The sequence below is a fragment of the Kitasatospora sp. NPDC058046 genome (assembly GCF_042885595.1).
Classification (GTDB): domain Bacteria; phylum Actinomycetota; class Actinomycetes; order Streptomycetales; family Streptomycetaceae; genus Kitasatospora.
In genome coordinates, this window is record NZ_JBHVRS010000007.1 from 154,214 (window position 1) to 176,749 (window position 22,536).

Sequence of the window (22,536 nt, forward strand, 5' to 3'; positions counted from 1 at the left end):
TTCCTCCACACTGTCGACACGCTGTCGACGCTCGGCGGTTCGGTGCGGGCCGCGGTGCGCTCTGACGCCCCGTCCGCTCCTCCCCCACCCTGGCACCCGCACACGGCCCGGCGGCAGAGGCCGCAGGACCCTCCGCGACGGGACGAAAGGCCCGCCCGACGGAGCCTACGGCCGACCCCGCCGTCCCGGCCACCGACACCGGGGCACTACCGTGAACACGGCAATCCCGCTGGTCGGACGGCACCCGAGTCGGGTCGGGCGGCGGGGGCCGTCCGGACGGTGGGCGGGGTGCGTCCGGACGGTGGACGGGCTGGTCAGGGCAGGACGACGAGGAGGACAGCGGTGGGCGGAGCGGACGGCGGCGCGGCGGGTGGCGGCGCGCGGATGCCACGGCTGCGCCTGGACGAGCTGCTGGAGGAGCTCCAGTGGCGGATCGACGCGGCGCGCGGCACGCAGAACCGGGTGCACAGCCTGTTGGAGGCGGTGCTGGCGGTCGGGCGTGAGCTGGACCTGGCGCAGGCGCTGCACCGGATCGTGGAGGCCGCCGCCGACCTGGTGGACGCCCGGTACGGGGCGCTCGGGGTGATCGGGCCGGACGGGCACACCCTGTCGCAGTTCCTGACGGTGGGCCTGAGCGAGGAGGAGATCGCCGAGATCGGCCCGCCGCCGTCGGGCCGGGGCATCCTGGGCGAGCTGATCCGCGAGCCGCGGCCGCTGCGCTGCCCGGTGCTGTCCGACCACCCGGCCTCGGCCGGCTTCCCGGCGAACCACCCGCCGATGCACACCTTCCTGGGGGTGCCGGTGCGGGTGCACGGCGAGGTGTTCGGCAACCTCTACCTGACCGACAAGCGCGGCGGGCTGGACTTCGACGAGGACGACGAGGCGGTGATCTCGACCCTGGCGGTCGCGGCCGGGGTGGCGATCGACAACGCCCGGCTGTACGAGGAGGCGCAGCTGCGCCAGCGCTGGCTGCGGGCGAGCACCGAGATCACCCGCAGCCTGCTGTCGGGGGCGCCGCGGCTGGAGGTGGTCGAGCTGATCGCCCGCCGGGCCCGGGAGATCTCTGGTGCCGAGCTGGCGGACGTCTCGGTGGCGCTGGCCGGCCCGGAGGAGCGGGCCGAGGAGCTGACGGTGGAGGTCGCACTCGGCGCCGATCCCTCCGCGCGGCTGGGCGTGACGGTGCCGGTGGACGGCACGCTGTCCGGCGCCGCGTACGCCTCCGGTTCGCCGGCCACCAGTGACGAGCTGGCCTCCGACACCCGTTTCCCGGCCGGTCCGGCGGGCCGCTTCGACGGGCTGGGCGCGGCGGTGGCGGTGCCGCTGGGCACCGGTGCCGGGTACGGGCGGGGCGTGCTGCTGCTGGCCCGGGCGCAGGGGCAGCCGGCCTTCGGGCCGGAGGAGACGGGCCCGCTGCTGGGCTTCGCCGACCAGGCCGCGCTGGCCCTGGAGCTGGCCGAACGGCGGCGCGACGCCGAGCAGTTGAACCTGCTGGAGGATCGTGACCGGATCGCCCGGGACCTGCACGACCTGGCCATCCAGCGGCTGTTCGCGACCGGGATGACACTGCAGAGCGCGGGCCGGCTGATCGAGAGCCAGGCCGCGGCGGACCGGGTGGCCCGGGCAGTGGCCGACCTGGACGAGACCATCAAGATCATCCGCTCGACCATCTTCGGCCTGCGCGCCCACAGCGAGCCGGACCGCGGCCTGCGCGCCCGGGCCACCCGGGTGGTCACCGAGGCCCAGGGGCCGCTCGGCTTCGCGCCCCGGCTGAGCATGGAGGGCCTGCTGGACACCGACGTGCCGCAGGAGCTGGCCGGGCACGTGGTCGCGGTCCTCGCCGAGGCGCTCAGCAACGCCGCCCGGCACGCCGGGGCGTCCCGGGTCGAGGTGACGCTGCGCGCGCTGGCCGGGCGGGTGGCCCTGACCGTGACGGACGACGGCGTCGGCGTGCCCGAGGGCGGGCGGCGCAGCGGGCTGCGCAACCTGGCCGAGCGCGCCGACCGGGTCGGCGGCTCGTTCACCGTCGACCCGGCCGAGGGCGGCGGCACCCGGCTGGCGTGGGAGGCCCCGGTCGGGTCCTGAGGCCTGCTCGGACCGCGCGGCCTCCCTCGCCGCGCGGCGGCCGAGCCAGCGGCGGCCGCGGGGCGGTCAGCCCCGCAGGGCGCCCAGGAAGGCGAGCAGGTGGGCGTTGAACTCCGCCGGCCGCTCCATGTTCGGGTAGTGCCCGGTGCCCTCGACGGTCACCGCGCGGCCGTCGACGACGGTGCGGACGACCCGTTCGGCCAGGTTGACGTGGTCCGCCGAGTCGATGCCGCCGTTGATCGCCAGCAGCGGGACGGTGATCCCGGTCAGCCGCTTCCAGGTGTCGGTGACCGGCACCAGGTACTGGGGGTCGTCGGGGGTGTGCTTGGAAATGGTGTTCCGGGTCATCTCCTTGAGCCTGCGCACCACCTCCGGGTCGACCTCGTCCAGGCGGCGGTGCGGCCCTGAGGCGAGCCGGGTGAAGGAGTCGATCCAGCCCTCGCCGTCGCCCTCGGCGAGGGCCGCGGTCTGGTCGGCGGCGAGTTCGCCCAGCCACGGGTCGGTGAACTCGGACTCGCTGGTGCCGTTGCCGCTGATCACCAACGCGCGGACCAGCTCCGGGTGTTCGAGCGCCAGGTCGAGGGCGATCGTCCCGCCCATGGACAGCCCGATCACCGTCAGCGGGCCGAGGCCGAGGTGGCGCAGCAGGGCCGCCAGGTCGTCGGCGGGCCGGAACGGCCGGCTCGCGTTGTCGGAGGCGCCGTGGCCGCGGGTGTCCAGCGCGATCACCCGGTACGCGGGCAGCAGGGCGGGGAGCTGGTCCGCCCAGCTCCGGTGGTCCAGCAGGCCGCCGTGCAGCAGCACCAGCGGCTCGCCCGTACCGGCGTCGAGGTAGGCGAGGCGGCCGTGGCCGCTGTCGAAGAAGCACAGGTCATCGGTGGAACCGGTAACAGTGGATTCAGTCATGACGACAATTTTAGGTCGTGTGACCTATATTTGTCTCCATGAGCACCGAACCCGTTTCCGGCGGCATCCCCGTGCACCCCACCTTCCCCTCCGACCGCCTCCGTCACAACCCCGACGGCCCCGTCCTGCTGGTCGGCGGCTACGGCACCGTCGGCACCGAACTCGCCCGGCTCGCCTCCCCCTCCTGGCCGCTGCTGCTCACCGGCCGCTCCGAGCAGCGCGGCGGCGCCCTCGCCGCCGAACTGGACGACGCCACCGCCCGCCGCTGGGACCTCGCCGACCCCGAGCCGTTCACCGCCGCCGTACGGGCGGTGGTCGGGGTGGTCAACGACCCGGACGACCGGGTGCTGCGGGCCGCCGTCCGCGCGGGCGTCCCGTACGTGGACGTCACCCGCTGGACCGCCCGGCTCCAGCGGGCCGCCACGCTCGCCGCCCTGCTGCGCCCGACCGCCCCGGTGCTGCTCTCCTCGGCCTGGATGGGCGGGGTGACCAGCCTGGTCGCCGCCGCCCTGGCGGACCGGCTGGGCGGGGCCGAGCGGATCGAGACCGCCATCCGCTGGGACCTCGCGGACCGGGCCGGCGCCGACTCGGTGGAGTTCATGGACCGCCTGGGGCTCGACTACGAGGTGGTGCAGGACGGCCGGCGCCGCTCCGTCGTCCCGCTCAGCCGCCCGCGGACCGTCCGGATCGGCGACGCCCCGACGCTGGTCGCCGGGATCGACACCCCCGAGCAGTTCACCCTCCCGCTCACCCTGGGCACCACCACCGCCGCCACCCGGATCGGCTTCAGCTCGCGCTCCTCCACCACCGCCCTGCTCGCGGCCCGGCACGCCGGCTTCTTCCGCTGGGGCCGCGGCGACCGCTGGGAGCCGGCCCGCCGCGCCCTGCTCTACTCCCCCGGCGAGGGCGGCACCGCCCTGCTGCGCACCGACGTCACCTCCGGCGGACGCACCCTCACCGCCACCGTCGAGGACCGGGCCGGCCAGGCCAGACTCACCGCCGTCGGCGCCCTGCTGGCGCTGCGCCGGGCGCTCGGCACGGACGGCGCCCCGCCGCCCGCCGGGGTGGCCTTCCCGGAGCAGACCCCGCGCCCCGGGCGGGTACTGGAGGACCTGGCGGCCCTCGGCGTCACCGTCACGGTCACCGCGGCGGACGGAGCGCGCGGCACGGAGGCGGCGGCATGAGCAGCGTCCGGGGCCTGAGCGGCAAGGGTGCCCAGAAGCGGGAGCAACTGCTGGACACGGCGGAGGAGTTGCTGGTCACGACGGGCAGCGGCGAGCTGTCCATGCGGGCGGTGGCCGCCGCCGCGGGCGTCCGCCTCGGGCACCTCCAGCACTACTTCCCGACCCACGCCGAGCTGGTGGCCGCCGTGCTGGAGCGCGTCCTCGCCCGCTCGGTGGAACGGCTCACGCCGCTGCTCGACCCGGGCCGCGACGAGGACGCCCTGCTCCGCGAACTGCTCGCCGAGCAGCAGGACATGCGCCTGGTCCGCCTGTTCGCCGAACTGTGGGCGCTGGCCGCCCGCGACCCCTCGGTGGCCGCCGCCGTCCGGGCCTTCTACGACCGCTACCAGGAGCTGGTCGCCTGCTTCCTCGCCGAACGCCGCCCGGCCCTGACGGAGGAGGAACGGCGGTCCCGCGCCCGGGTGTTCGTGATGCTGATCGAGGGCGCCTCGCTCTTCCGCTCCGGCCTGGCCGGCACCGCGGACGCGGCGGCGGACGCCGAACTCCTGCGCACCGCCGGGGCGTTGCTGGGCCCGTAGGCCCTTTCAGGCCAGGCGGCGGCCGATGACGAGTTCCGGGCGGATGCGGATGCGGACCGTGCCGCCCGGGTCGGCCGCCCTGGTGGCCGGGCGGACCTGGGCGCGGCCGAGGACGGTGACGAACCAGCCGGAGCCGTCCCGGCCGTCCACCTCGTCGGCCTCGAAGGCGATCACGGCGCCGTCCACCGCCCGGGCCAGTTCGGAGCCGGCCGGGGCCGAGAGCAGCACACCGCCGGGGGCCAGCCGGAACGGCACCGGCAGGACGGCCGGGAGGGCGTCCACGGTGTAGACCACCCGGCCGACCTCGGCCCGGGCCAGCAGCTCCAGCGACCGCTTCCGGTCGAGTTCGCGCAGTTCCGGAAGGTCGGGACGGTCGGCCGGGACGGGGCGGTCGTGCGGGACGGGCCGGGGAGACGGAACAGGCCGGGGGGACGGGACAGGCCGGGGAGACGGGACGTGGTCGCGGTTCATGCGAGCGATGCTCGCCCGGGCCCGGGCCGGGCCGCGAGGGCCGATGGTCCCGGCGGGGCCCGGCGAGGGCCCCGCCCGGCGGGCCGTCGGCCCCGGGCCCCACGGCCCACGGCCCTGCCCGACGGGACCCGGAGGACCCGCCGGGCAGGGCCCGGGGTCAGTACCGGCCGGAGCGCAGCACGGAGGGCTGCGGGGCGGCGGAGGCCTGGCGCAGCTCGGTGGCGATCAGGGCCGCCTGCACCCGGCGCTCGACGCCGAGCTTGGCGAGCAGCCGCGAGACGTGGTTCTTGACGGTCTTCTCGGCGAGGTAGAGCCGCTCGCCGATCTGCCGGTTGGTCAGGCCCTCGCCGATGAGTTCGAGGACCTCCTGCTCGCGCACGGTCAGGCCCGGTCCGGTGGTGACCGGCTGGGCGGGCTCGGCGTCGCTGCGCAGGCGGTTCAGCAGGCGGGTCGCGGCGCCGGGGTCGAGCATCGAGCGCCCGGAGGCGACGGTGCGGACGGCGGCGACCAGGTCGGTCCCGCTGATCTGCTTGAGCACGTACCCGGCGGCGCCCGCCATCACGGCGTCCAGCAGCGCCTCCTCGTCGTCGAAGGAGGTCAGCATCAGGCAGGCCAGCCCGGGCATCCGCGAGCGCAGCTCACGGCAGACCGAGACGCCGTCGCCGTCGCCCAGCCGGACGTCCAGCACGGCCACGTCGGGCCGCAGGGCCGGCACCCGGACGAGCGCCTGCTCGGCCGTCGCCGCCTCGCCGACCACCTCCAGGTCCGGCTCGCCGTCCAGCAGGTCGTGCACCCCGCGGCGCACCACCTCGTGGTCGTCCAGCAGGAACACCCGGACCGGTGCCGAAGCCTCGGCACCCTCCGTCTTGGTCGCCATCACGCGGCTCCACCTTCGTCACCCCCGCACACTCCCAGCGGGGCCCAGGGCATCATCCCCCCGCGACCGGCCGCGGGCCCAGGGCCCAACGGCCCCATTCGGACCGGGCCGCAGGGCCCGTACGGGCCCCGACCTCGACCGGGCCGGTCCGGGCGCCCTCAGCGCCCCTGCCGCCGGACGTTCCCCAGCCCCATCAGCAGGAAGGCGAGCGCGACGCCCGCGCCGCTGACCGCCGCGAGCACCACCCGGGGCACGACCTCGCCGCCGCCGGACAGCAGGATGGCCGCCGCTCCGAGCAGGGCGACGGCCGCACCGACCACCAGCCAGCCCGCCAGGGCCAGCGCCGGCGGCCGCTGGGAGCGCGGGGCGGGCCCCGCGTCCAGGGCGGCCCAGCGGACCGCCGTCTCCCGTACCTCCCGGCGGCGGTCCACCAGGGCCCGCACCCGCAGCGCCGCGCCGCCCACCAGTCCGGCGAGCGCGATCTGGGCGGCGGGCCGCCAGTCCGACAGGACGAGCAGCAGCCCGCCCGCGAGCGCGAGCCCGGCCCACCAGAGCACGCAGGCCGCGGCGGCCGTACGGGTGGAGCGGGGCCGGTCGGCGCCGGCCTGGAGGTCGGCGATGGCGGGCAGGTACCAGACACAGCCGCTCGCGGTGAGGGCGGCGGTGCCGATGGCGAGAACGGTGTGGTTCACGACCCGGCCTTCCTGGTCACGAAGGGGTTGGTGAGGAGGGTGAGGAGCGGAGCGGACGGGGCCGTCCCCGCCCGCCCGGGGGCAGCGACGCGGGCGGGGACGGCGTTCGGGGGGAGCGGACTCAGCCGTCCGAGGAGGGCGAGTCGGTGGAGGCGGACGCCACCCGCGCCCGGTCGGCCCGGCTCAGCGGCCGGTCGTACTTCGCCGGCTCCACGTCGCCCAGGTGCGTGGCGGGCTTGCCGCTGTGCTCCAGGACGTCCCGGGCCGCGATGTCCGGGTGGTGGAGGTCGAAGGCCGGGGATTCGGAGCGGATCCGCGGCAGCTTGACGAAGTTGTGCCGCGGCGGCGGGCAGGAGGTCGCCCACTCCAGCGAGCGGCCCCAGCCCCACGGGTCGTCCTCGGTGACCTTCTCGCCGTACTTGGCGGTCTTCCAGACGTTGTAGAGGAACGGCAGGATCGACAGGCCGAGCAGGAACGAGCCGATGGTCGAGACGGTGTTCAGGGTGGTGAAGCCGTCCGAGGCCAGGTAGTCGGCGTAGCGGCGCGGCATGCCCTGGGCGCCCAGCCAGTGCTGGACCAGGAAAGTCGCGTGGAAGCCGACGGTCAGGGTCCAGAAGGTGATCCGGCCGAGCCGCTCGTCGAGCTTCTTGCCGGTCATCTTCGGCCACCAGAAGTGGAAGCCGGCGAACATCGCGTAGACCACGGTGCCGAACAGCGTGTAGTGGAAGTGCGCGACCACGAAGTACGAGTCGGAGACGTGGAAGTCGATCGGCGGGGCCGCGAGCAGCACGCCGGTCAGGCCGCCGAAGAGGAAGGTGACCAGGAAGCCGACCGTCCAGAGCATCGGGGTCTCGAAACTCAGTGAGCCCCTCCACATGGTGCCGACCCAGTTGAAGAACTTCACACCGGTCGGGACGGCGATCAGGAAGGTCATGAAGGAGAAGAACGGCAGCAGTACCTGTCCGGTGACGTACATGTGGTGCGCCCACACCGTCACCGACAGGCCGGCGATCGCGATGGTGGCCGCGATCAGGCCGGAGTAGCCGAACATCGGCTTGCGGCTGAAGACCGGGATGACCTCCGAGACGATGCCGAAGAACGGCAGCGCCAGGATGTACACCTCGGGATGGCCGAAGAACCAGAACAGGTGTTGCCAGAGCATCGCCCCGCCGTTGGCCGGGTCGAAGACGTGCGAGCCGAACTTGCGGTCGCACTCCAGCGCCAGCAGCGCGGCGGCCAGCACCGGGAAGACCAGCAGCACCAGCACCGAGGTCAGCAGCACGTTCCAGCAGAAGATGGACATCCGGAACATGGTCATGCCGGGCGCGCGCATGCAGATGATGGTGGTGATGAAGTTGACGGCGCCGAAGATGCTGCCGAAGCCGGACAGCGTCACGCCCATGATCCACATGTCGGCGCCGACGCCGGGCGAGTGGATCGCGTCGGACAGCGGCGCGTAGAGGAACCAGCCGAAGTCGGCGGCGCCCTGCGGGGTCGCGAAGCCGGCCGCGGCGATCAGCGAGCCGAACATGAACAGCCAGTAGGACAGCATGTTCAGCCGCGGGAAGGCGACGTCCGGCGCGCCGAGCTGGAGCGGCATGATCCAGTTGGCGAAGCCGGTGAACAGCGGCATCGCGAACAGCAGCAGCATCACCGAGCCGTGCATGGTGAACGCCTGGTTGAACTGCTCGTTGGAGAGGATCTGCGTTCCGGGCCGGGCGAGTTCGGCGCGCATGACCAGGGCGAGGATGCCGCCGATCAGGAAGAACGCGAACGAGGACACCAGGTACATGGTGCCGATCGTCTTGTGGTCGGTGGTGGTCAGCAGTCTGACCAGGGCCGAACCGGGCCTCCTGGCCCTGACCGCCCCTGCGGGGAGGGTCGTCGGCGGTGAGGTGGGGTCGCCCTGTGCCTGGGTGGCGCTCAAGGACGCACTCCTTCGGAACGTCGTGCGAATGGGTGGCGCTCCATGATCCGAACAGGCCGCCTCCGCACCCCAGGGCCCTTCGGCCCGCCCGTCCGGGGCCGCTGGGCCCGAGTTCCCGGCCCCCGACCGGGACCTCCCGACCGCGCGACCGGGACCTCCTGTCCGCTCGCCCACCGCCTGCCGTCCGCTCGCCCGCGGCCTCCTGACCGGCCGTCGGGCCGCCGCCCGCGACCGCGCCGCCCGCTCGGGCCGCGCTCGCCGCGGCGCTGAGCCCCGGTCGAGAACCGCCGGAACGCGCCCCTCCCCACCGCCCCGCGCACCCGTCCGGCGGCGCCCCGCGCGGCGTCCGTCCGCCCGGTCCGGCCGGCTCCCGCCACCCGGCTCGACCTGCCGGAACGCCGTCCGCACAGTCGTACGAAACCCCCCGTCGATCCCAGCTTCCGGCACCCCGGTTGTGCGGCCGATGTGACCGAAGCCGGTCGATTCCGTGGCCTTCAGCGCCGATCGGCCGTCAAGTAGCCTGCGCCCACCACCGCACGCCCCCCACCACCTGCTACACCGCCGCACTGCCGCCGCCCACGCCTCGGAGGTACGCCGATGCCCCTGGCCCAGCCCGCCACCCCCACCCGGCTGCGCTTCGCCGTCCTCGGCCCGCTCACCGGCGAGGCCGGCGGCCGCCCGCTGGCCCTCGGCCCGCTGAAGCAGCGGCTGGTCCTGGCCGTCCTGCTGAGCCGCGCCAACACCGCCGTCCCGGTCGACCTGCTCACCGACGCGGTCTGGCCCGAGGAGCCGCCGCGCACCGCCCGGAAGAACCTCCAGGTCTACATCTGCACCCTGCGCACCCTGCTCGGCCGCGAGGAGGGGCCCGACCGGCTGTCGCACTCGGCCGCCGGCTACCTGCTGCGGGTCGCCGAGCCCGAGCTGGACCTGCTCCGGTTCCGGGCCCTCGCCCGGGCCGGCCGGGCCGCCGCCGACGGCGGGGCGCTCGCCCCCGCCGCCCGGCTGCTGCGCCAGGCCCTCGACCTCTGGCAGGGCCCGCCGCTCGCCGACCTGCGCCGCTCCCCCGCCGTCGCGGCGGAGGCCGACCGGCTGGAGGCCCGCTGCCTGGGCGTCCACGAGGACTGGGCGGAGACCGAGTTGGAGCTCGGCAACGCCGGCGCCGTCGCCGAGGACCTGGCCGAACTCGCCGAGCGCCACCCGCTGCGCGAGCGCCTCCAGGCCGCCCGGATGAACGCCCTCCACCTCTCCGGCCGGCAGGCCGAGGCGCTCGCCGTCTACGACACCCACCGCCAGTTGCTCGCCCGCGAGTTGGGCCTGGAGCCGAGCCCCGCGCTGACCGCCCGCTACCGCGAACTGCTCGCCCGCGGCCGCTCCCTGCCCACCGCCGCCCGCCCGGACCGCGGCACCGGCCCGGGCGGCTCCCTGCTGCCCGCCGACACCGCCGACTTCACCGGAAGAACCGACGAACTACGCCAGCTCGTCGACGAGTTGGGCTCCGGCGGCGGACGCGTCGCGGTGCTCACCGGCCCGGCCGGCAGCGGCAAGACCGCGCTCGCCGTACACGCCGGCCACCTGCTCGCCGACCGCTTCCCGGACGGCCGGGTACTGGTCCGGCTGCGCACCGAGGACGGCGCCGCCCGCCCGCTGCCCGAGGTGCTCGCCGAACTCGCCGCCCTCACCGGCCGCCCGGGCGCCGCACCGGCCGGGGCCGACCGGACCGCCCCCGGCCCCGCCGACCCGGCCCAGCCCGACACCGCCCGGGCCGACACCGCCCGGGCCGCCGCGCTCTGGCGCGCCTCGCTCGCCGGCCGCCGCCTGCTGCTGGTCCTGGACGACGCCCCCGGCGAGGCCGTGGTCCGCGAGCTGCTGCCGGGCTTCGGCCCGAGCGCCGTCCTGGTCACCTCCCGCGGCCAGCTGGCCGGCCTCGCCTCGGTGCGCCGCATCGCCGTCCCGCCGCTCGCCCCCGCCGAGGCCCTGGACCTGCTCGGCCGCATCGTCGGCACCGGACGCACCGGCGCCGACCGCGCGGCCGCCGCCCGGATCGCGGCCGCCTGCGGGCTGCTGCCGCTCGCCGTACGGGTCGCGGGCACCCGGCTGGCCGTGCTGCGCCACCTCCCGCTGGCCGAGTACGCGGCCCGGCTGGAGGACCCGGCGGGCGCCCTGGACGAACTGGTTGCCGGGGACGTCACCGTCCGGGCCCGGCTGGACTCCGGCTGGCGCGACCTCACCGACCAGGGCCGGCTCGCCCTGGCCCGGCTCGCCGCCCTGCCGCTCGCCCTGCTCTTCACCCTCCCGGAGGCCGCCGCCGCCCTCGGCCGGCCCGAGCGGCTCGCCCTGCGCACCCTGGAGGCGCTCACCGACACCGGGGCGGTCACCTCCCCCACCGGCGAGGTCACCGCCCACGCCGCGCTGTACGCCCTGCCCCGGCTGACCCATCTGCACGCCCGGGAGCGGGCGGTGCAGACCGCCGTCGGGGCACCGCAGACCGCCGTCGCGGCGCCCGCGCGGTCCCCGGAACCCGTGTGACAGCCCCGGGCCCCGCTCACCCCAGGGTCAGCAGGTCCAGCACGTCCGCCCGCTCCGCCCCGCGCCCCTCCGTCAGCCCGGACAGCGCCAGCAGCACCCCGGCCGCCCCCGTGTGCAGGTCCGCCGAGAAGCGCCGCAGCCGCATCCCCGGCACCAGCAGCCCCTCCGGCCGGGCCACCAGGTGCCACTGGAGCCGGCCCACCTGCCCGAGCACCGCCTCCCGGGCCGGCGCCCCGCCCAGCCGGTCCAGCGCCAGCGTCAGCCCGACCCGGCCCCGGAACAGCCCCGGCTCCCGGATGAACCCGGGCGCGCAGACCTTCCGCACGTCGGCCAGGAAGGCCTCCCCGCCCGGCAGTTCGCCGTGCTCCAGGTACTCCCGCAGCACCAGTGCGATCCCGCTGCTGCCCCGGTCCAGGTAGGCCAGCCTGCGCCCGGACTCCAGCACCTGCGCGGACCCGTCGGGCACCCGGACGCACCGCGCCACCGCCCGCTCCAGCGCCACCCGCCCGGAGTCCAGCAGCCACCGCTCCCCGGTCCGCCGGTACAGCCGCAGCTGGAGCAGCGCGACGCCCGCCAGCCCGTACAGCAGCCCGGCGGCCGCGGGCTCGTCCAGCCCGGGCACCGGCCCGCCGCCCAGCACCGCGGCCAACTCCCGTGCGTCGTCCAGCGCGTGGGCCAGCTCCCGGGGGCTGTCCAGCGCGTCCGCCAGCCGCAGCCGGGCCAGCGCCGCGCCGGCCCGGCCGCCGAACAGGCCCGCCGCGCGCGCCGGGAGGGCCGTACGGGCGCGCCCGGCCAGCTCCTCGGCCGCCTCCGTCCGGCCGATCCGGGCCAGCGCCAGCGCGATGCCGAGCGGGCCGTCGTACAGCCCGCCGGCGGCCGGGCGGTCGGCCCGTCGGCGCACCGCCGCGACCAGCCAGTCCGCGTACTCCTGCGGCCAGTCGGCCCCGGCGCGGTGCAGCGCGTACAGCACCCCGGCCGCGCCGTGCGACACGCCCGTCCCGCCGTCGGCGAAGCCGGCCACGTCCCCGGGGAAGAGCCGGTCCGGGCGGTCCGGGGTGGCGCCCGCGTGGATGCCCGCGACCAGCTCCCGGCACACCGGGTCGAGCGAGGGCCCGGCCAGCAGCTCCCGGCCGCGCCGCTCGCTCGCCGACTCCACCCGCGCCACCGCCGCGGGCCGCACCGGCCCCTCCTCCGGCCCCAGTCCGAACCACTCCCGCGCCCGCCGTTCCAGCGCCGGGAGCTTGCCCGGGTCGCAGTCGGCGAGCTCCATCACCGGCATCAGCAGCATCAGCCAGGTGGCCCACAGCAGGTAGCGGTCGGCCTCGGCGCCGCCCAGCCCGGGCGGGACATGCTGCCCGGCGGCGCCGGCCGTCGGCACCCGCCGGTCGTCCAGCTCGGCCGCGTACTCGAAGTCCACCAGCACCACCGACCCGTCCGGCCGGAGCACCACGTTGGCCGGGTGGAGGTCCCCGAACCGCACGCCCCGCGCGTGCAGGGCGTCGAGCGCCTCCGCCAGCCCGTCCACCACCCCGCCCACCCACCGCGCGTACGCGGCGCGCTGCTCGGCGGTGCAGTTCTGGTGCACCAGCGGGTAGCGCCGGATCGCCTCGGCGAACAGCTGGACGCCCTCGATGTGCTCCTGCACCAGGAAGGTGTGCTCCCACACCGTGCGCACCTCGTGCAGCCGGGGCGCGCACGCCAGCCCGGCCAGCCGCTCCAGCGCCCACCGCTCGCGCCGCAGCCGGGTCAGGGCGTCCGCCCCGGTGCCGTCCAGCCCGGCGTACGGGCGGGCCTCGCGCAGCACCACCCGCTCGCCCGTGCCGTGCTTCTCGGCCAGGTAGATCCCGCCCGCGTTGGAGACCTGGAGCACCTCGACGATCCGGTACGGCAGCTCCCCGCCGGCCGCCTCCCGGGCGGCCAGGTGCGGGCGCAGCGCCGCCGGCGGCTCGACCCACGCGGGCAGCCGGAAGGCCGGCTCGCGCGGGTCCGGCACCAGCGTGCCGGCCGGGTCCCGCAGGGCCGGGACGGTCCTGCCCTCCGCGTCCCGGCACCACAGCTCGACGAAGGCCCCGTAGCGGGCGTACACCGGGGCGTCGCCGATCCGCAGGTCGGTGAGCACGTACGGCCCGGGGAAGCCGTCCAGCGCCTCGGCCAACTCCTCTGCCAAGGAGACGAATTCACCGTCCGTGGCCGGGTAGACGGTGACGAACTTGCCGCTGCCGCCGCGCCCCGCGTACTTGCCGTTGGCCACCCGCAGCGCCGCCGGGCTGCGCAGGAACTTGAACGCCACCCGGCGGGCGGTGCAGATCCCCGCGACGACGGCCAGCGTCCGCTCGGCGCCGTCCTGCGCCGCCGACACGTGCAGCTTCCAGCCCTGCTCGGGCAGGCGGCCGCCGTCGGGCCGCAGCACCGTCCACAGCCCGCGCTGCTCCCGCCGCCAGCCCTCGGGCGGCTCGCCGAGGCCCAGCGGGTAGCGGCTGTCCCCGTCCCGCAGCCGTCCGGGGGTGTCGTAGTACGTCGGGTCGGCGAGGCAGTAGAGCTGGGTCTCGTGGACGTCGGCCATCGTGGGCCTCCTGTTCCGAAGTCTTCCGGGGTCGTCCGGGAGCGGGCGGTGCCTCGGTGGGCGGCGCCTCGGCGGGCGGTGCGTCAGACGGCGGGGCTGAGCACCGGTCCGCGCCGGACCGGCGGCGCCCAGGTGACCACGGCCGCGCAGAGCGCGATGGCGAGGGCCAGCAGGGCGAAGGTCCGGGTGCCGCCGAGCGAGCCGAGCAGGACGCCGCCGGCCAGCGGGCCGAACGGCTGGACCAGGGTGGACAGGAAGCCGGCCGCGCTCTGCACCCGGCCGATCCGGTCGGGCGGCGCGGCGGTCAGCATGCCGGAGACGAAGCCGATGCTGGCGACGGTGGACAGGCACATGCAGACGGCGCAGAGCAGCCCGATCACCAGCGGGGCCCTGGTCAGCACCAGCACCCCGGCGGTGAGCGCGCAGGCCCAGCAGGCGAGCGCGACCAGGCTGCCGTCGCGGGCCCGGGCGGCGAGCCTCGGGGCGAGCAGCGCGCCGGCCAGGGCACCGGCCGCGGTGCAGGAGACGACGGTGCCGCCGCCGAGGCCGGAGCGGCCGCCGTCGGAGGCGACGGCCAGGGTGGTGAACATCAGCGCGCTGAACGCGAAGTTCATCCCGAGGCCGAAGACCAGCAGCAGGGTGCGCAGGTAGGGCCGGTGCCAGAGGAAGGCCAGTCCGGCGGTCAGTTCGGCCCGGCTGAACGCCGGTCCGCCCGTCGTGGCGGGCTTCGCGCGGGTCCGGATCAGCGCCACGCAGACGGTGGACAGCAGCAGGCCGACGCCCTCGGCGAGGAACGGCAGCACCGGGTGCCAGGCGAACAGCGCCCCGCCGCCGAGCGGTCCGGCCAGCCGGGCGGCGGCGCCGCGCGCCTGCATCCGGGAGGAGGCCTCGCGGGCCTGCCCGGTGGGCACCACCGCGCGCAGCAGGGCGCCGGCGGCCGGCCCGTAGACGCTGGAGATCAGCGCCCCGGCGGCGGCGACCAGCAGCACCAGCGGCAGCGGGGTGTGCCCGCGCAGCACCGCGACGACCAGGGCGGCGACCGCGAGCAGGCTGAGGACATCGCAGATCCGCATCAGCCGGCGCCGCTCGATCCGGTCGGCGAGCACCCCGCCGGGCAGCGTGGTGATCAGCAGCGCGCCGACCGAGACGGTGCCGATGGCGCCCGCCCGGGCCGCCGACCCGGTCTCCCGCAGGACCAGCAACGGCAGGGCGATCGAGGCGAGTTGGGAGCCGAGGGAGGCCAGCAGGCCGCCGGCCCAGAGCAGCCGGAAGTCCCGGTTGCGGGAGAGCGGGGTGGGGTCCATGGCCGTCCTCCGTGGTCGGCGGGGCACCCGGGGGTGCGGATCGGGCCGGGGCGGCCCCGTCTCGGCGGGACCGCCCCGGAAGCCTTGCGGTGACCGATTGCCGGTGACCGGTGACCGGTGACCGGTGAACCAGTGACCGGGAACCGGCGGCCGGCGGCCGGGGGCGGCGGTGCGTCCGCCCCCGCGCACGGCCCGGTGTCCGGGCTCCGGTCAGACCGTGGTCTCGGCGCCGTGGACGTAGCTGATCAGGCTGAAGCAGAGGCCGTCCGAGGACTCGCTCAGGACCTTCATCGCCTGGAGGTCCAGGATGTTGGCGACGTGCGCCTCGACCTCCGGGGTCTCCTCGCCGCTCTCGCCGACGTTCTGCTGCTCCATGTTCTCGGCCATGGTCGAACTCCCTTCCGCACGGGGGTGGTTACGGCTCCGGCGGGCGGCTGCCCGCCGTTGCCGACCACCGTGGCCCGAGCCGCCTGCGCCCGGCTTCGGGGCCGGTTGGAAACCGGTATGGCCGCAGGTCGGAGCGGCCGCGCCGGCCCGCCGGGCCCCGGGCGGGCCCGCCCGGGAGGCTGCCGCACCCCGTCCCACCTGCGGCCATACCGCCTACCAGGCGTTCCCGAACCGGGCCCGAAGCCGCGCCCGCGACCCTGGCCCGGAACGCTCGCGCCCCCGTACCACCGCCCCGCCGCGCACGCCCCGCACCACCGGCCGGCCCGCACCACCGGGCCGCGCCAACCGCCCCGCCGCGCACACCCGTTCCGCTTCGCCGCGCACGCCCCGCACCGCGAAGGACGACCGAAGGACGGCCACCATGCCCTGCCCACTCTGCGCCCAACTCGTCGGCACCAACGACCAGTTCTGCCCCTCCTGCGGCACCCCCCGGGCCGCCGCCCTCGACCTGGCCGCCGAGGAGCGCAAGCTGGTCACGGTGGTCTTCTGCGACCTGGTCGACTCCACCGCCCTGTCCGGCGCGCTCGACCCGGAGACCCTGCGCGAGGTGGTCCTGCGCTACTTCGAGCGGATGCACCACCGGATCGAGGCGCACGGCGGCACCCTGGAGAAGTTCATCGGGGACGCCGTGATGGCCGTCTTCGGCGTCCCGGTGATCCGCGAGGACGACGCCCACCGGGCGCTGGCCGCCGCGCTCGCCATGCTGGAGGACGTGGAGGACCTCAACACCGAGCTGGACGCCACCCTCGGCGTCCGGCTGGACGTCCGGATCGGCGTCAACACCGGCCAGGTGGTGGCGGGTTCGGACGCCTCGGCGCGCCAGGCGCTGATCTCCGGCGAGACCGTGAACATCGCCGCCCGGCTGCAGACCCGGGCCGCCCCCGGCCAGGTGCTGATCGGCCCGCAGACGCTGCGCGCGGCCGGCCCGGCCGCCCAGGTGGACGAGGTCGGCCCGCTGCACCTCAAGGGCAAGGCCGAGCCGGTCACCGCCTACCGCCTGGTCGGCCTGGACGAGGACGACCCGGAGCTGCTGCGCCGCTTCGACGTCCCACTGGTCGGCCGGGAGCGCGAACTGGCCCTGCTGGACTCCGCGTTGGCCCGGGTGGCGGGCGGCCAGGGGGCCGAGCTGCTGCTGGTGGCCGGCGAGGCGGGCATCGGCAAGACCCGGCTGGTGCGCGACTGGCGCGAGCGGGTCGGCCGGCGCACCGCGCGCTGCGGCACCGCCCGCTGCCGCAGCTTCGGCGGGCAGGGCGTGCTGGCGCCGCTCGCCGAGGCGGTCCGGACCCTGCTGGACGAGCCCGAGGGCGCCGCCCCCGCCGAGGCTCTGGCCCGGCTGGACGAGGCGACGGCGCCGGGCATCGACGCCGGCCGCTCACTGGAGCTGCTGGCCGCGATCCTGCGCGGCCGCACCGTCGAGCGCCCGGCCGTCCTGGTCCTGGACGACTGCCAGTGGGCCGGCCCGGTGCTGCTGGACGCCGTCGAGCGGCTGGCCGCCGAACTCGGCGCGGCCCCCGTGCTGCTGCTCTGCCTGACCCGCCCCGAGCTCCCGGCCGCCCGCCCGGAGCTGCCGACGCTGCCGGTCGGCGGCCTTTCCTGGGACGAATCCGCCCTGCTGGCAGCCCAGTTGACCGAGCTGAGCGCTCACCAGGACGCGGTGCCCACCCGGCTGCTGGAGCGCGCCGAGGGCAACCCGCTGCACCTGGAGGAGCTGCTGGCCGCCCTCACCGAGACCGAGGGCCCCGCACTGACGGACGAACTGCCGCCCACCGGACGGGCATTGCTCAGCGCCCAGATCGACGGGCTGGAGCGCGACGAGCGCGCCACCCTCGACCTCGCCGCCGTCCTCGGCCGCGCCTTCACCGCCGCCGAACTCGCCGAACTCGCCCACGGCGGCAGCGACCAGGACGCCTTCGCCGACCCGCAGGACGACGTCTTCACCGGCCCGATCGACGGCCTGCCGGCCGGCCCGTCCGCCTGGGTCGACGACACCCCGCCGCGGCTGCACGCCGCGCTGGCCCGACTGGCCGAGCTGCGGCTGGTCGAACCGACCGGCACCGGCTACCGGTTCAGCAGCGGCCTGGTCCAGGAGTCGGTCTACCAGTCCATGTCCAAGCGGGCCCGCGCCGAGCGCCACGAGCGCGCCGCCGACCTGCCGGCCGTCCGCTCCACCGGGGACGCCGCCGTCGGCGGCCACCTGGAGCGCGCCCACCGCTACCGGCTGGAACTCGGCCTGCTGGACACCCGCACCGACGTGCTGCGCACCCGCGCGGCCACCGCCCTCGGCACCGCCGGGGCCGGTGCGCTGGCCCGCGCCGACCTGCCCGCCGCCACCGACCTGCTGGAGCGCGCGGTGCGGCTGCACTACCCGGGCGAGCGCGCCACCGGCCCGGTGCTGCGCCGCCTCGGCGAGGCCCGGCTGGCGCTCGGCCGCGCCGAGGAGGCGCTGCCCGTCCTCGCCCAGGTGCGGGACGCGGCCGCCGACCCGCTGGACGCCGCGCACGCCCGGCTCGCGCTGGCCGCCCGCGGCCTGCCGCCCGGCCAGGACCAGCCCGCCGCGACCGCCCGGGCCGTGCTGCCGCTGTTCACCGACACCGGGGACGACCTCGGCCAGGCCCGGGCCGGGCTGCGGCTGGCCGAGGAGCACCTGCTGGCCGGCCGCCACACCGAGGCCGAGCAGCTGCTGGACCGGGCGCTCGGCCAGGTCGCCCGCACCGACGCCGAGCTGGACCGGGCCGCCGTGCTGGCCGCGCTGGCCGCCTCGCTGCTGGCCGGCCCCGAGCCCGTCCCGAACGCGACCTTCCGGCTGCGCGCCCTGCTCGCCGAGCACGGCACCGGCCGGCGGACCGTCCGGGTCGCGCTGAACGGCCCGCTGGCCGTCCTGCTGGCGCTGCGCGACCGCCCCGAGGAGGCCGAGCTGCTGCTCGCCGAGGCCAACGGCCTGGCCGGGGAGCTGTCGCTGGCCGAGGCGATGATCGCGCTGCCCGCGCTGACCGCCCAGGCGGCGGCCGCGCTCGGGCAGGGTGGCCAGGCGCTGGACCTGCTCGCCGACGCCGCCGAGATCGCCCGCCACCAGGGCAGCGCCGCCCCGCTGCCGCGCCTCGCCCTGACCACCGCCCGGGTCCTGCTGGACACCGACCGCCCGGCCCAGGCCGCCCGGCACCTGGACGGCGCGGACGCCGTCGCCGCGCTACCGCCGGTGCTCGCGATCGAGCTGGACGCGCTGCGCGGCCGGCTCGCCGCCGCCCGGGGCGAGGCCGCGCCGGCGCTGGACCTGACCGCCGCCGCCCTGTCCGCCGCCGAGGCCACCGAGTCGCTGCTGCTCCAGGCGCTGACCGCGCTCGACCGGGCGCACGCCCTGCTGCTGCTCGACCGCCCCGCCGAGGCCGCGGCGGCCGCCGCCACCGCCCGGGACCGGTTCGCCGCCAAGGGCCACCTGCCGGGCGTTCGGCGCGCCGAGCGGCTCGGGGGCACCCGGTGAGCGGCCCGGCCGGCCTCACCTGGAGCCTGCGCGACCGCACCCCCGCCGACCTCCCGGTGCTCGCCGACGCCGTCGCCAGCGACGCCGGGGCATCCGACGCCGGGGGCACCGGCAAGGGCGTCCGGGTCTGCGTGGTCGACTCCGGGATCGAGCCCGACCACCCGCTGGTCGGGCCGGTGCAGGGCTCCTGGGCGGTGGTCAAGGACCCGGTCACCCGGGAGCTGACCGTCCGCCCCGACAGCGCCGGCGACACCTGCGGGCACGGCACCGCCTGCGCGGGCATCATCCGCCGCACCGCCCCGGACTGCGAGCTCTACAGCGTCCGGGTCCTCGGCGAGCGCTTCACCGGCACCGGCGACATGCTGATCGCCGGGCTGCGCTGGGCCGTCGGGCAGGGCTTCGACGTGGTCAACCTCAGCCTCTCCACCACCCGGACCCGCTTCCTGGAGCAGCTGCACGCGATCGCCGACGACGCCTTCTTCGCCCGCACCGCGATCGTCGCCTCCGCCCACAACACCCCGGTGGAGAGCTACCCGTGGCGCTTCTCCTCGGTCATCTCGGTGGGCAGCCACCAGGAGGAGGACCCGGAGCTGCACCTGTACAACCCGGCGCCGCCGGTGGAGTTCTTCGCCCCCGGCCAGAACGTCCGGGTGCCCTGGCTCGGCGGCGCCACCATCCGCACCACCGGCAACAGCTTCGCGACCCCGTACGTGGCCGGGCTCTGCGCCCGCATCCTGTCCCGGCGGCCGAGGCTGACCACCTTCCAGCTGAAGAGCGCGCTCTACCTCACCGCGGCCAACGTCCAGGTCCCTTCCACCCCCACCCCGGAGGCGCCCGATGACCCTCAGCACTGACCCCGCCGTCGACCCGCTGGCCCGCGAGCTGCTCCAGTCCGTGGTGGACGTCGCCCGGGCGATCTTCGGCGCCCAGGCCGGTTCGGTGTGCCTGCTCGACGAGGCGGCCGGGGAGCTGGTCTTCCAGGCCGTCTCCGGCCGGGGCGAGGAGTCGCTGGTGGGCCGCCGCTTCCCGGCCGGCCGGGGGATCGCCGGCTGGGTGGCCGCCTCGGGCGAGCCGATGGTGGTGGACGACCTGGGCGCCAACCGCACCTTCGACCGGGACTTCGCCGAGTCCACCGCGTACGTCCCGACCGCCCTGATGGCCGCCCCGCTCACCCACGGCAGCCGGGTGCTCGGCGTCCTGGAGGTGCTGGACCCGGCCCCGCAGGCCCGCGCCAGCCTGCCCGAGCTGGACCTGCTGGCCATGTTCGCCCGTCAGGCCGCCGCCGCCCTGCGGGTGATCGCCGAGCGCTCCCCCGCCCCGGAGCCGGCCCCCGACCGGGCCGCCGCCCTCGGCCTGCTCGCCGACCTGGAGGAGCTGCTGCGCCGTCAGCCCTGACCGGGCGCGCCGTCCAGCCGGGCGAGCTGCCCGCGCTCCAGCGCCGCGTACACCGTGCCGTCCGGGGCGACGGCGATGCCGTGCGGTTCGGCGCCCCCGCCCGGGAGGGGGTGGCCGCCGAGCCGCCCGTCCGGGCCGAGCACCCCGATCCGGCCGGCGCCCCACTCGGTGAACCAGAGCCGGCCGTCCGGCCCGGCCGCGATCGCGTGCGGGCGGGCCGCGCGGTCGGCCAGCGGGTACTCGGTCACCTCGCCGTCCACGGTGATCCGCCCGACCAGCCCGCCGCCGATGCCGACGTACCAGAGCGCGCCGTCCGTCCCGGCGGTGATGCCGACCGGCGCGGTGCCCCCGGTGGGCAGCCCGTGGACGGTCACCCGGCCGTCGACGGTGATCCGGGCGACGGCGTCGGCCTGGTTGAGCGTGCACCACAGCGCCCCGTCCGGCCCGGCCGTGACCAGCGACGGGAAGGCCCCGACGAGCGGCAACGGGAACTCCGTGACCTCACCCGCCACGGTGATCCGCCCGATCCGGCCGGCGTTCAGCTCGGTGAACCAGAGCGCCCCGTCGGGCCCGGCGGCGATCCCGTACGGCCCGGCCTCCTCCGTCGGCAGCGCGAAGGACGTCGCCGTCCCGTCCGCCGTGATCCGCCCGATCCGGTGGTCCCGCATCCGGCTGAACCAGAGCGCCCCGTCCGGCCCCGCCGTGATCACCGCGGGCCCGCACTCCGGCGCGCCGAGGCCGAAGCGCTCGACCGTCCCGTCCGCGGCCAGCCGCCCGATCTCCCCGGCGTGCACCAGGGTGAACCACACGCCCCCGTCGGGCCCCACGGCCACCCCGTACGGCCCGGCCCCCGCCTCGGCCACCTCGAACAGTTCCACGCAACCCCTCCGCATCACTATCGCGACTCAAATCGCATTAGCGATGCTCGCACAACGGGTCACGGCCCGGCAACCGACTTCTCCCGCGCGTCCGGGTCGCCCCGCAGCACCGAGATGACGCCCATCACGGCGGCGCAGACCGGCACCGCGAGCAGGGCGCCGATGATCCCGGCGATGCCCGAGCCGGCCACCACGGCGACCATGATGGTGGCCGGATGCAGCTCCACCGTCCGGCTCTGGATGACCGGCTGGAGGACGTTGCCCTCGATCATCTGCACCGCGAGCACCACGCCCAGCGCCCAGAGCGCCGTACCCAGGCCGCCGTCGGCGAGCGCCACCAGCACGGCCACCGTGCCGGACAGGAAGGCCCCGACGAAGGGGATGTAGGCGCCCATGAAGACCAGCGCGCCGAGCCCGGGCGCGCCCGGCACCCCGAGGGCGATCAGGCCGATGGTGATGAAGCCCGCGTCGATCAGCGCGATCAGGGTGGTGCCCCGCATGAACCCGGCCATCGCGTCGAAGGCCCGCTCCGCGCAGGCGATCACCGTCGTGGCGCTGCGCTCGGGCAGGTAGGAGCGGATGGCGTCGCCGGTGCGGTGGCCGTCCCGGAGGAAGAAGAACACCAGGGCCAGCGCCAGCACCCCGCCGGTGACCAGCTGGGTGAGCAGGCCGAGCCCGGAGAGCACGCCGTTGGTGAGGGTGGAGACCAGCGAGTTGGTCTCGCCCTTGGCGTTGTCCAGGCCGTGCCGGATCTTCGCCCCCAGCGGGCCCAGCCAGTCGGCCAGCCGCTGCCCGGCCTCCTGGAGCGAGGAGGCGATCTGCGGGGCGCTGTGCACCAGCGAGTTGACCAGCAGCGCGATCACCCCGCTGACCGCGACCACCAGCACCACGCAGGTCAGCCCGGCCGCCAGGCTCCGGCTCACGCCCCGGCCCACCAGCCACGGCACCACCGGGTAGAGCAGCGAGGCCCCGAGCAGCGCCAGGACGAACGGCACGGTCGCGGCCCGCAGTTCGACCAGCGCGAAGACCACCAGCGAGGCGACGGCGATCAGCAGGATCACCGCCACCGACCAGGCCGCCGCCTGCCGCAGCCCGGGCGGCAGCATCAGGTACGGCCTGCGGTCGTCCGGCTGCCGCTGCTCGCCGGGCGCGCGCTCCACGGACACGGCCACCTCCGCCGGGGGTCGTCGACGATTCCGAACCGCCCCAGCTCAGCAGAGGTTCCGAC

The 22,536-nt window shown here is 76.5% G+C and carries 16 protein-coding genes and 1 pseudogene; 7 read left to right on the forward strand and 10 right to left on the reverse strand.

Annotation, left to right across the window (positions count from 1 at the left end; translation table 11 throughout):
- Positions 1 to 384 precede the first annotated feature (384 nt).
- Positions 385 to 2,082, forward strand: a complete 1,698-nt coding sequence (locus tag ACFVU7_RS17080; protein ID WP_074003842.1) for a GAF domain-containing protein — start codon at positions 385 to 387, stop codon at positions 2,080 to 2,082.
- Positions 2,083 to 2,148: 66 nt separating this feature from the next.
- Here ACFVU7_RS17080 and ACFVU7_RS17085 read toward each other — a convergent pair whose 3' ends face one another.
- Complete coding sequence (locus ACFVU7_RS17085) at positions 2,149 to 2,988, reverse strand: alpha/beta fold hydrolase (protein ID WP_049659241.1); 840 nt, start codon at positions 2,986 to 2,988, stop codon at positions 2,149 to 2,151.
- Between the two features lie 38 nt (positions 2,989 to 3,026).
- On the opposite strand from ACFVU7_RS17085, the gene ACFVU7_RS17090 reads away from it, so the two are divergent.
- Together ACFVU7_RS17090 and ACFVU7_RS17095 are read left to right on the forward strand one after the other, a co-directional pair.
- The gene (locus ACFVU7_RS17090) at positions 3,027 to 4,172 is read left to right on the forward strand and encodes a saccharopine dehydrogenase (protein ID WP_049659242.1); all 1,146 of its coding nucleotides are present in this window, start codon (positions 3,027 to 3,029) and stop codon (positions 4,170 to 4,172) included.
- Positions 4,169 to 4,750, forward strand: a complete 582-nt coding sequence (locus tag ACFVU7_RS17095) for a TetR/AcrR family transcriptional regulator (RefSeq protein ID WP_388045729.1) — start codon at positions 4,169 to 4,171, stop codon at positions 4,748 to 4,750. Before ACFVU7_RS17090 ends, ACFVU7_RS17095 begins: the two co-directional genes overlap by 4 nt.
- Before the next feature lie 6 nt (positions 4,751 to 4,756).
- Here ACFVU7_RS17095 and ACFVU7_RS17100 read toward each other — a convergent pair whose 3' ends face one another.
- The 4 genes from ACFVU7_RS17100 to ctaD all read right to left on the reverse strand — a co-directional run bounded on the left by ACFVU7_RS17100 (position 4,757) and on the right by ctaD (position 8,717).
- Complete coding sequence (locus tag ACFVU7_RS17100; protein ID WP_388045731.1) at positions 4,757 to 5,221, reverse strand: pyridoxamine 5'-phosphate oxidase family protein; 465 nt, start codon at positions 5,219 to 5,221, stop codon at positions 4,757 to 4,759.
- A gap of 157 nt (positions 5,222 to 5,378) precedes the next feature.
- A complete protein-coding gene (locus tag ACFVU7_RS17105; protein ID WP_074003716.1) occupies positions 5,379 to 6,098 on the reverse strand; it encodes a response regulator transcription factor in 720 nt (239 codons plus the stop codon).
- Positions 6,099 to 6,256: 158 nt separating this feature from the next.
- Positions 6,257 to 6,790, reverse strand: coding sequence for a hypothetical protein (locus ACFVU7_RS17110; protein ID WP_388045733.1), 534 nt, complete (start codon positions 6,788 to 6,790; stop codon positions 6,257 to 6,259).
- Positions 6,791 to 6,911: 121 nt separating this feature from the next.
- Positions 6,912 to 8,717 (reverse strand): cytochrome c oxidase subunit I, encoded by a 1,806-nt coding sequence (ctaD, locus tag ACFVU7_RS17115; RefSeq protein ID WP_079272337.1) that lies wholly within the window; start codon positions 8,715 to 8,717, stop codon positions 6,912 to 6,914.
- Positions 8,718 to 9,314: 597 nt separating this feature from the next.
- Between ctaD and ACFVU7_RS17120 the strand changes: the two genes are divergently transcribed.
- Positions 9,315 to 11,243 carry a BTAD domain-containing putative transcriptional regulator gene (locus tag ACFVU7_RS17120; protein WP_388045735.1) on the forward strand — a complete coding sequence of 643 codons (1,929 nt, stop codon included), beginning with the start codon at positions 9,315 to 9,317 and terminating at the stop codon, positions 11,241 to 11,243.
- 16 nt (positions 11,244 to 11,259) lie between these two features.
- Here the strand turns inward: ACFVU7_RS17120 and lanKC are convergent, their stop codons facing one another.
- From lanKC to ACFVU7_RS17135, 3 genes and pseudogenes are all read right to left on the reverse strand, one after another.
- On the reverse strand, positions 11,260 to 13,806 hold the full coding sequence (lanKC, locus tag ACFVU7_RS17125; protein WP_388045738.1) for a class III lanthionine synthetase LanKC: 2,547 nt from the start codon (positions 13,804 to 13,806) through the stop codon (positions 11,260 to 11,262).
- Positions 13,807 to 13,840: 34 nt separating this feature from the next.
- Positions 13,841 to 15,110, reverse strand: a pseudogene (locus ACFVU7_RS17130) (MFS transporter); the annotation flags it as partial.
- Between the two features lie 210 nt (positions 15,111 to 15,320).
- On the reverse strand, positions 15,321 to 15,497 hold the full coding sequence (locus ACFVU7_RS17135; RefSeq protein WP_158077737.1) for a hypothetical protein: 177 nt from the start codon (positions 15,495 to 15,497) through the stop codon (positions 15,321 to 15,323).
- A 421-nt stretch (positions 15,498 to 15,918) separates the two neighbouring features.
- Between ACFVU7_RS17135 and ACFVU7_RS17140 the strand changes: the two genes are divergently transcribed.
- The 3 genes from ACFVU7_RS17140 to ACFVU7_RS17150 are packed head-to-tail and all read left to right on the forward strand — an operon-like array spanning position 15,919 to position 20,430.
- Positions 15,919 to 19,035, forward strand: coding sequence for an adenylate/guanylate cyclase domain-containing protein (locus ACFVU7_RS17140; protein WP_388045740.1), 3,117 nt, complete (start codon positions 15,919 to 15,921; stop codon positions 19,033 to 19,035).
- Positions 19,032 to 19,889 carry a S8 family serine peptidase gene (locus ACFVU7_RS17145; protein ID WP_375873655.1) on the forward strand — a complete coding sequence of 286 codons (858 nt, stop codon included), beginning with the start codon at positions 19,032 to 19,034 and terminating at the stop codon, positions 19,887 to 19,889. The genes ACFVU7_RS17140 and ACFVU7_RS17145 overlap by 4 nt, the downstream gene beginning before the upstream one ends.
- Positions 19,873 to 20,430, forward strand: coding sequence for a GAF domain-containing protein (locus ACFVU7_RS17150; protein WP_049661076.1), 558 nt, complete (start codon positions 19,873 to 19,875; stop codon positions 20,428 to 20,430). Before ACFVU7_RS17145 ends, ACFVU7_RS17150 begins: the two co-directional genes overlap by 17 nt.
- Here ACFVU7_RS17150 and ACFVU7_RS17155 read toward each other — a convergent pair.
- Both ACFVU7_RS17155 and ACFVU7_RS17160 read right to left on the reverse strand, forming a co-directional pair.
- Positions 20,421 to 21,323, reverse strand: coding sequence for a virginiamycin B lyase (locus ACFVU7_RS17155; protein ID WP_388045743.1), 903 nt, complete (start codon positions 21,321 to 21,323; stop codon positions 20,421 to 20,423). The genes ACFVU7_RS17150 and ACFVU7_RS17155 overlap by 10 nt on opposite strands.
- A 44-nt stretch (positions 21,324 to 21,367) precedes the next feature.
- Entirely contained in the window at positions 21,368 to 22,474 is a 1,107-nt protein-coding gene (locus tag ACFVU7_RS17160) for an AI-2E family transporter (RefSeq protein ID WP_375873654.1), read from the reverse strand.
- Positions 22,475 to 22,536 lie beyond the last annotated feature (62 nt).

What these genes read in the sequence shown, in the direction of transcription:
- ACFVU7_RS17080 (WP_074003842.1), top strand. Translation starts at nt 385, where the DNA reads ATGCCACGGCTGCGCCTGGACGAGCTGCTGGAGGAGCTCCAGTGGCGG.
- ACFVU7_RS17085 (WP_049659241.1), bottom strand. Translation starts at nt 2,988, where the DNA reads ATGACTGAATCCACTGTTACCGGTTCCACCGATGACCTGTGCTTCTTC.
- ACFVU7_RS17090 (WP_049659242.1), top strand. Translation starts at nt 3,027, where the DNA reads ATGAGCACCGAACCCGTTTCCGGCGGCATCCCCGTGCACCCCACCTTC.
- ACFVU7_RS17095 (WP_388045729.1), top strand. Translation starts at nt 4,169, where the DNA reads ATGAGCAGCGTCCGGGGCCTGAGCGGCAAGGGTGCCCAGAAGCGGGAG.
- ACFVU7_RS17100 (WP_388045731.1), bottom strand. Translation starts at nt 5,221, where the DNA reads ATGAACCGCGACCACGTCCCGTCTCCCCGGCCTGTCCCGTCCCCCCGG.
- ACFVU7_RS17105 (WP_074003716.1), bottom strand. Translation starts at nt 6,098, where the DNA reads ATGGCGACCAAGACGGAGGGTGCCGAGGCTTCGGCACCGGTCCGGGTG.
- ACFVU7_RS17120 (WP_388045735.1), top strand. Translation starts at nt 9,315, where the DNA reads ATGCCCCTGGCCCAGCCCGCCACCCCCACCCGGCTGCGCTTCGCCGTC.
- lanKC (WP_388045738.1), bottom strand. Translation starts at nt 13,806, where the DNA reads ATGGCCGACGTCCACGAGACCCAGCTCTACTGCCTCGCCGACCCGACG.
- ACFVU7_RS17135 (WP_158077737.1), bottom strand. Translation starts at nt 15,497, where the DNA reads ATGGCCGAGAACATGGAGCAGCAGAACGTCGGCGAGAGCGGCGAGGAG.
- ACFVU7_RS17140 (WP_388045740.1), top strand. Translation starts at nt 15,919, where the DNA reads ATGCCCTGCCCACTCTGCGCCCAACTCGTCGGCACCAACGACCAGTTC.
- ACFVU7_RS17150 (WP_049661076.1), top strand. Translation starts at nt 19,873, where the DNA reads ATGACCCTCAGCACTGACCCCGCCGTCGACCCGCTGGCCCGCGAGCTG.
- ACFVU7_RS17155 (WP_388045743.1), bottom strand. Translation starts at nt 21,323, where the DNA reads ATGCGGAGGGGTTGCGTGGAACTGTTCGAGGTGGCCGAGGCGGGGGCC.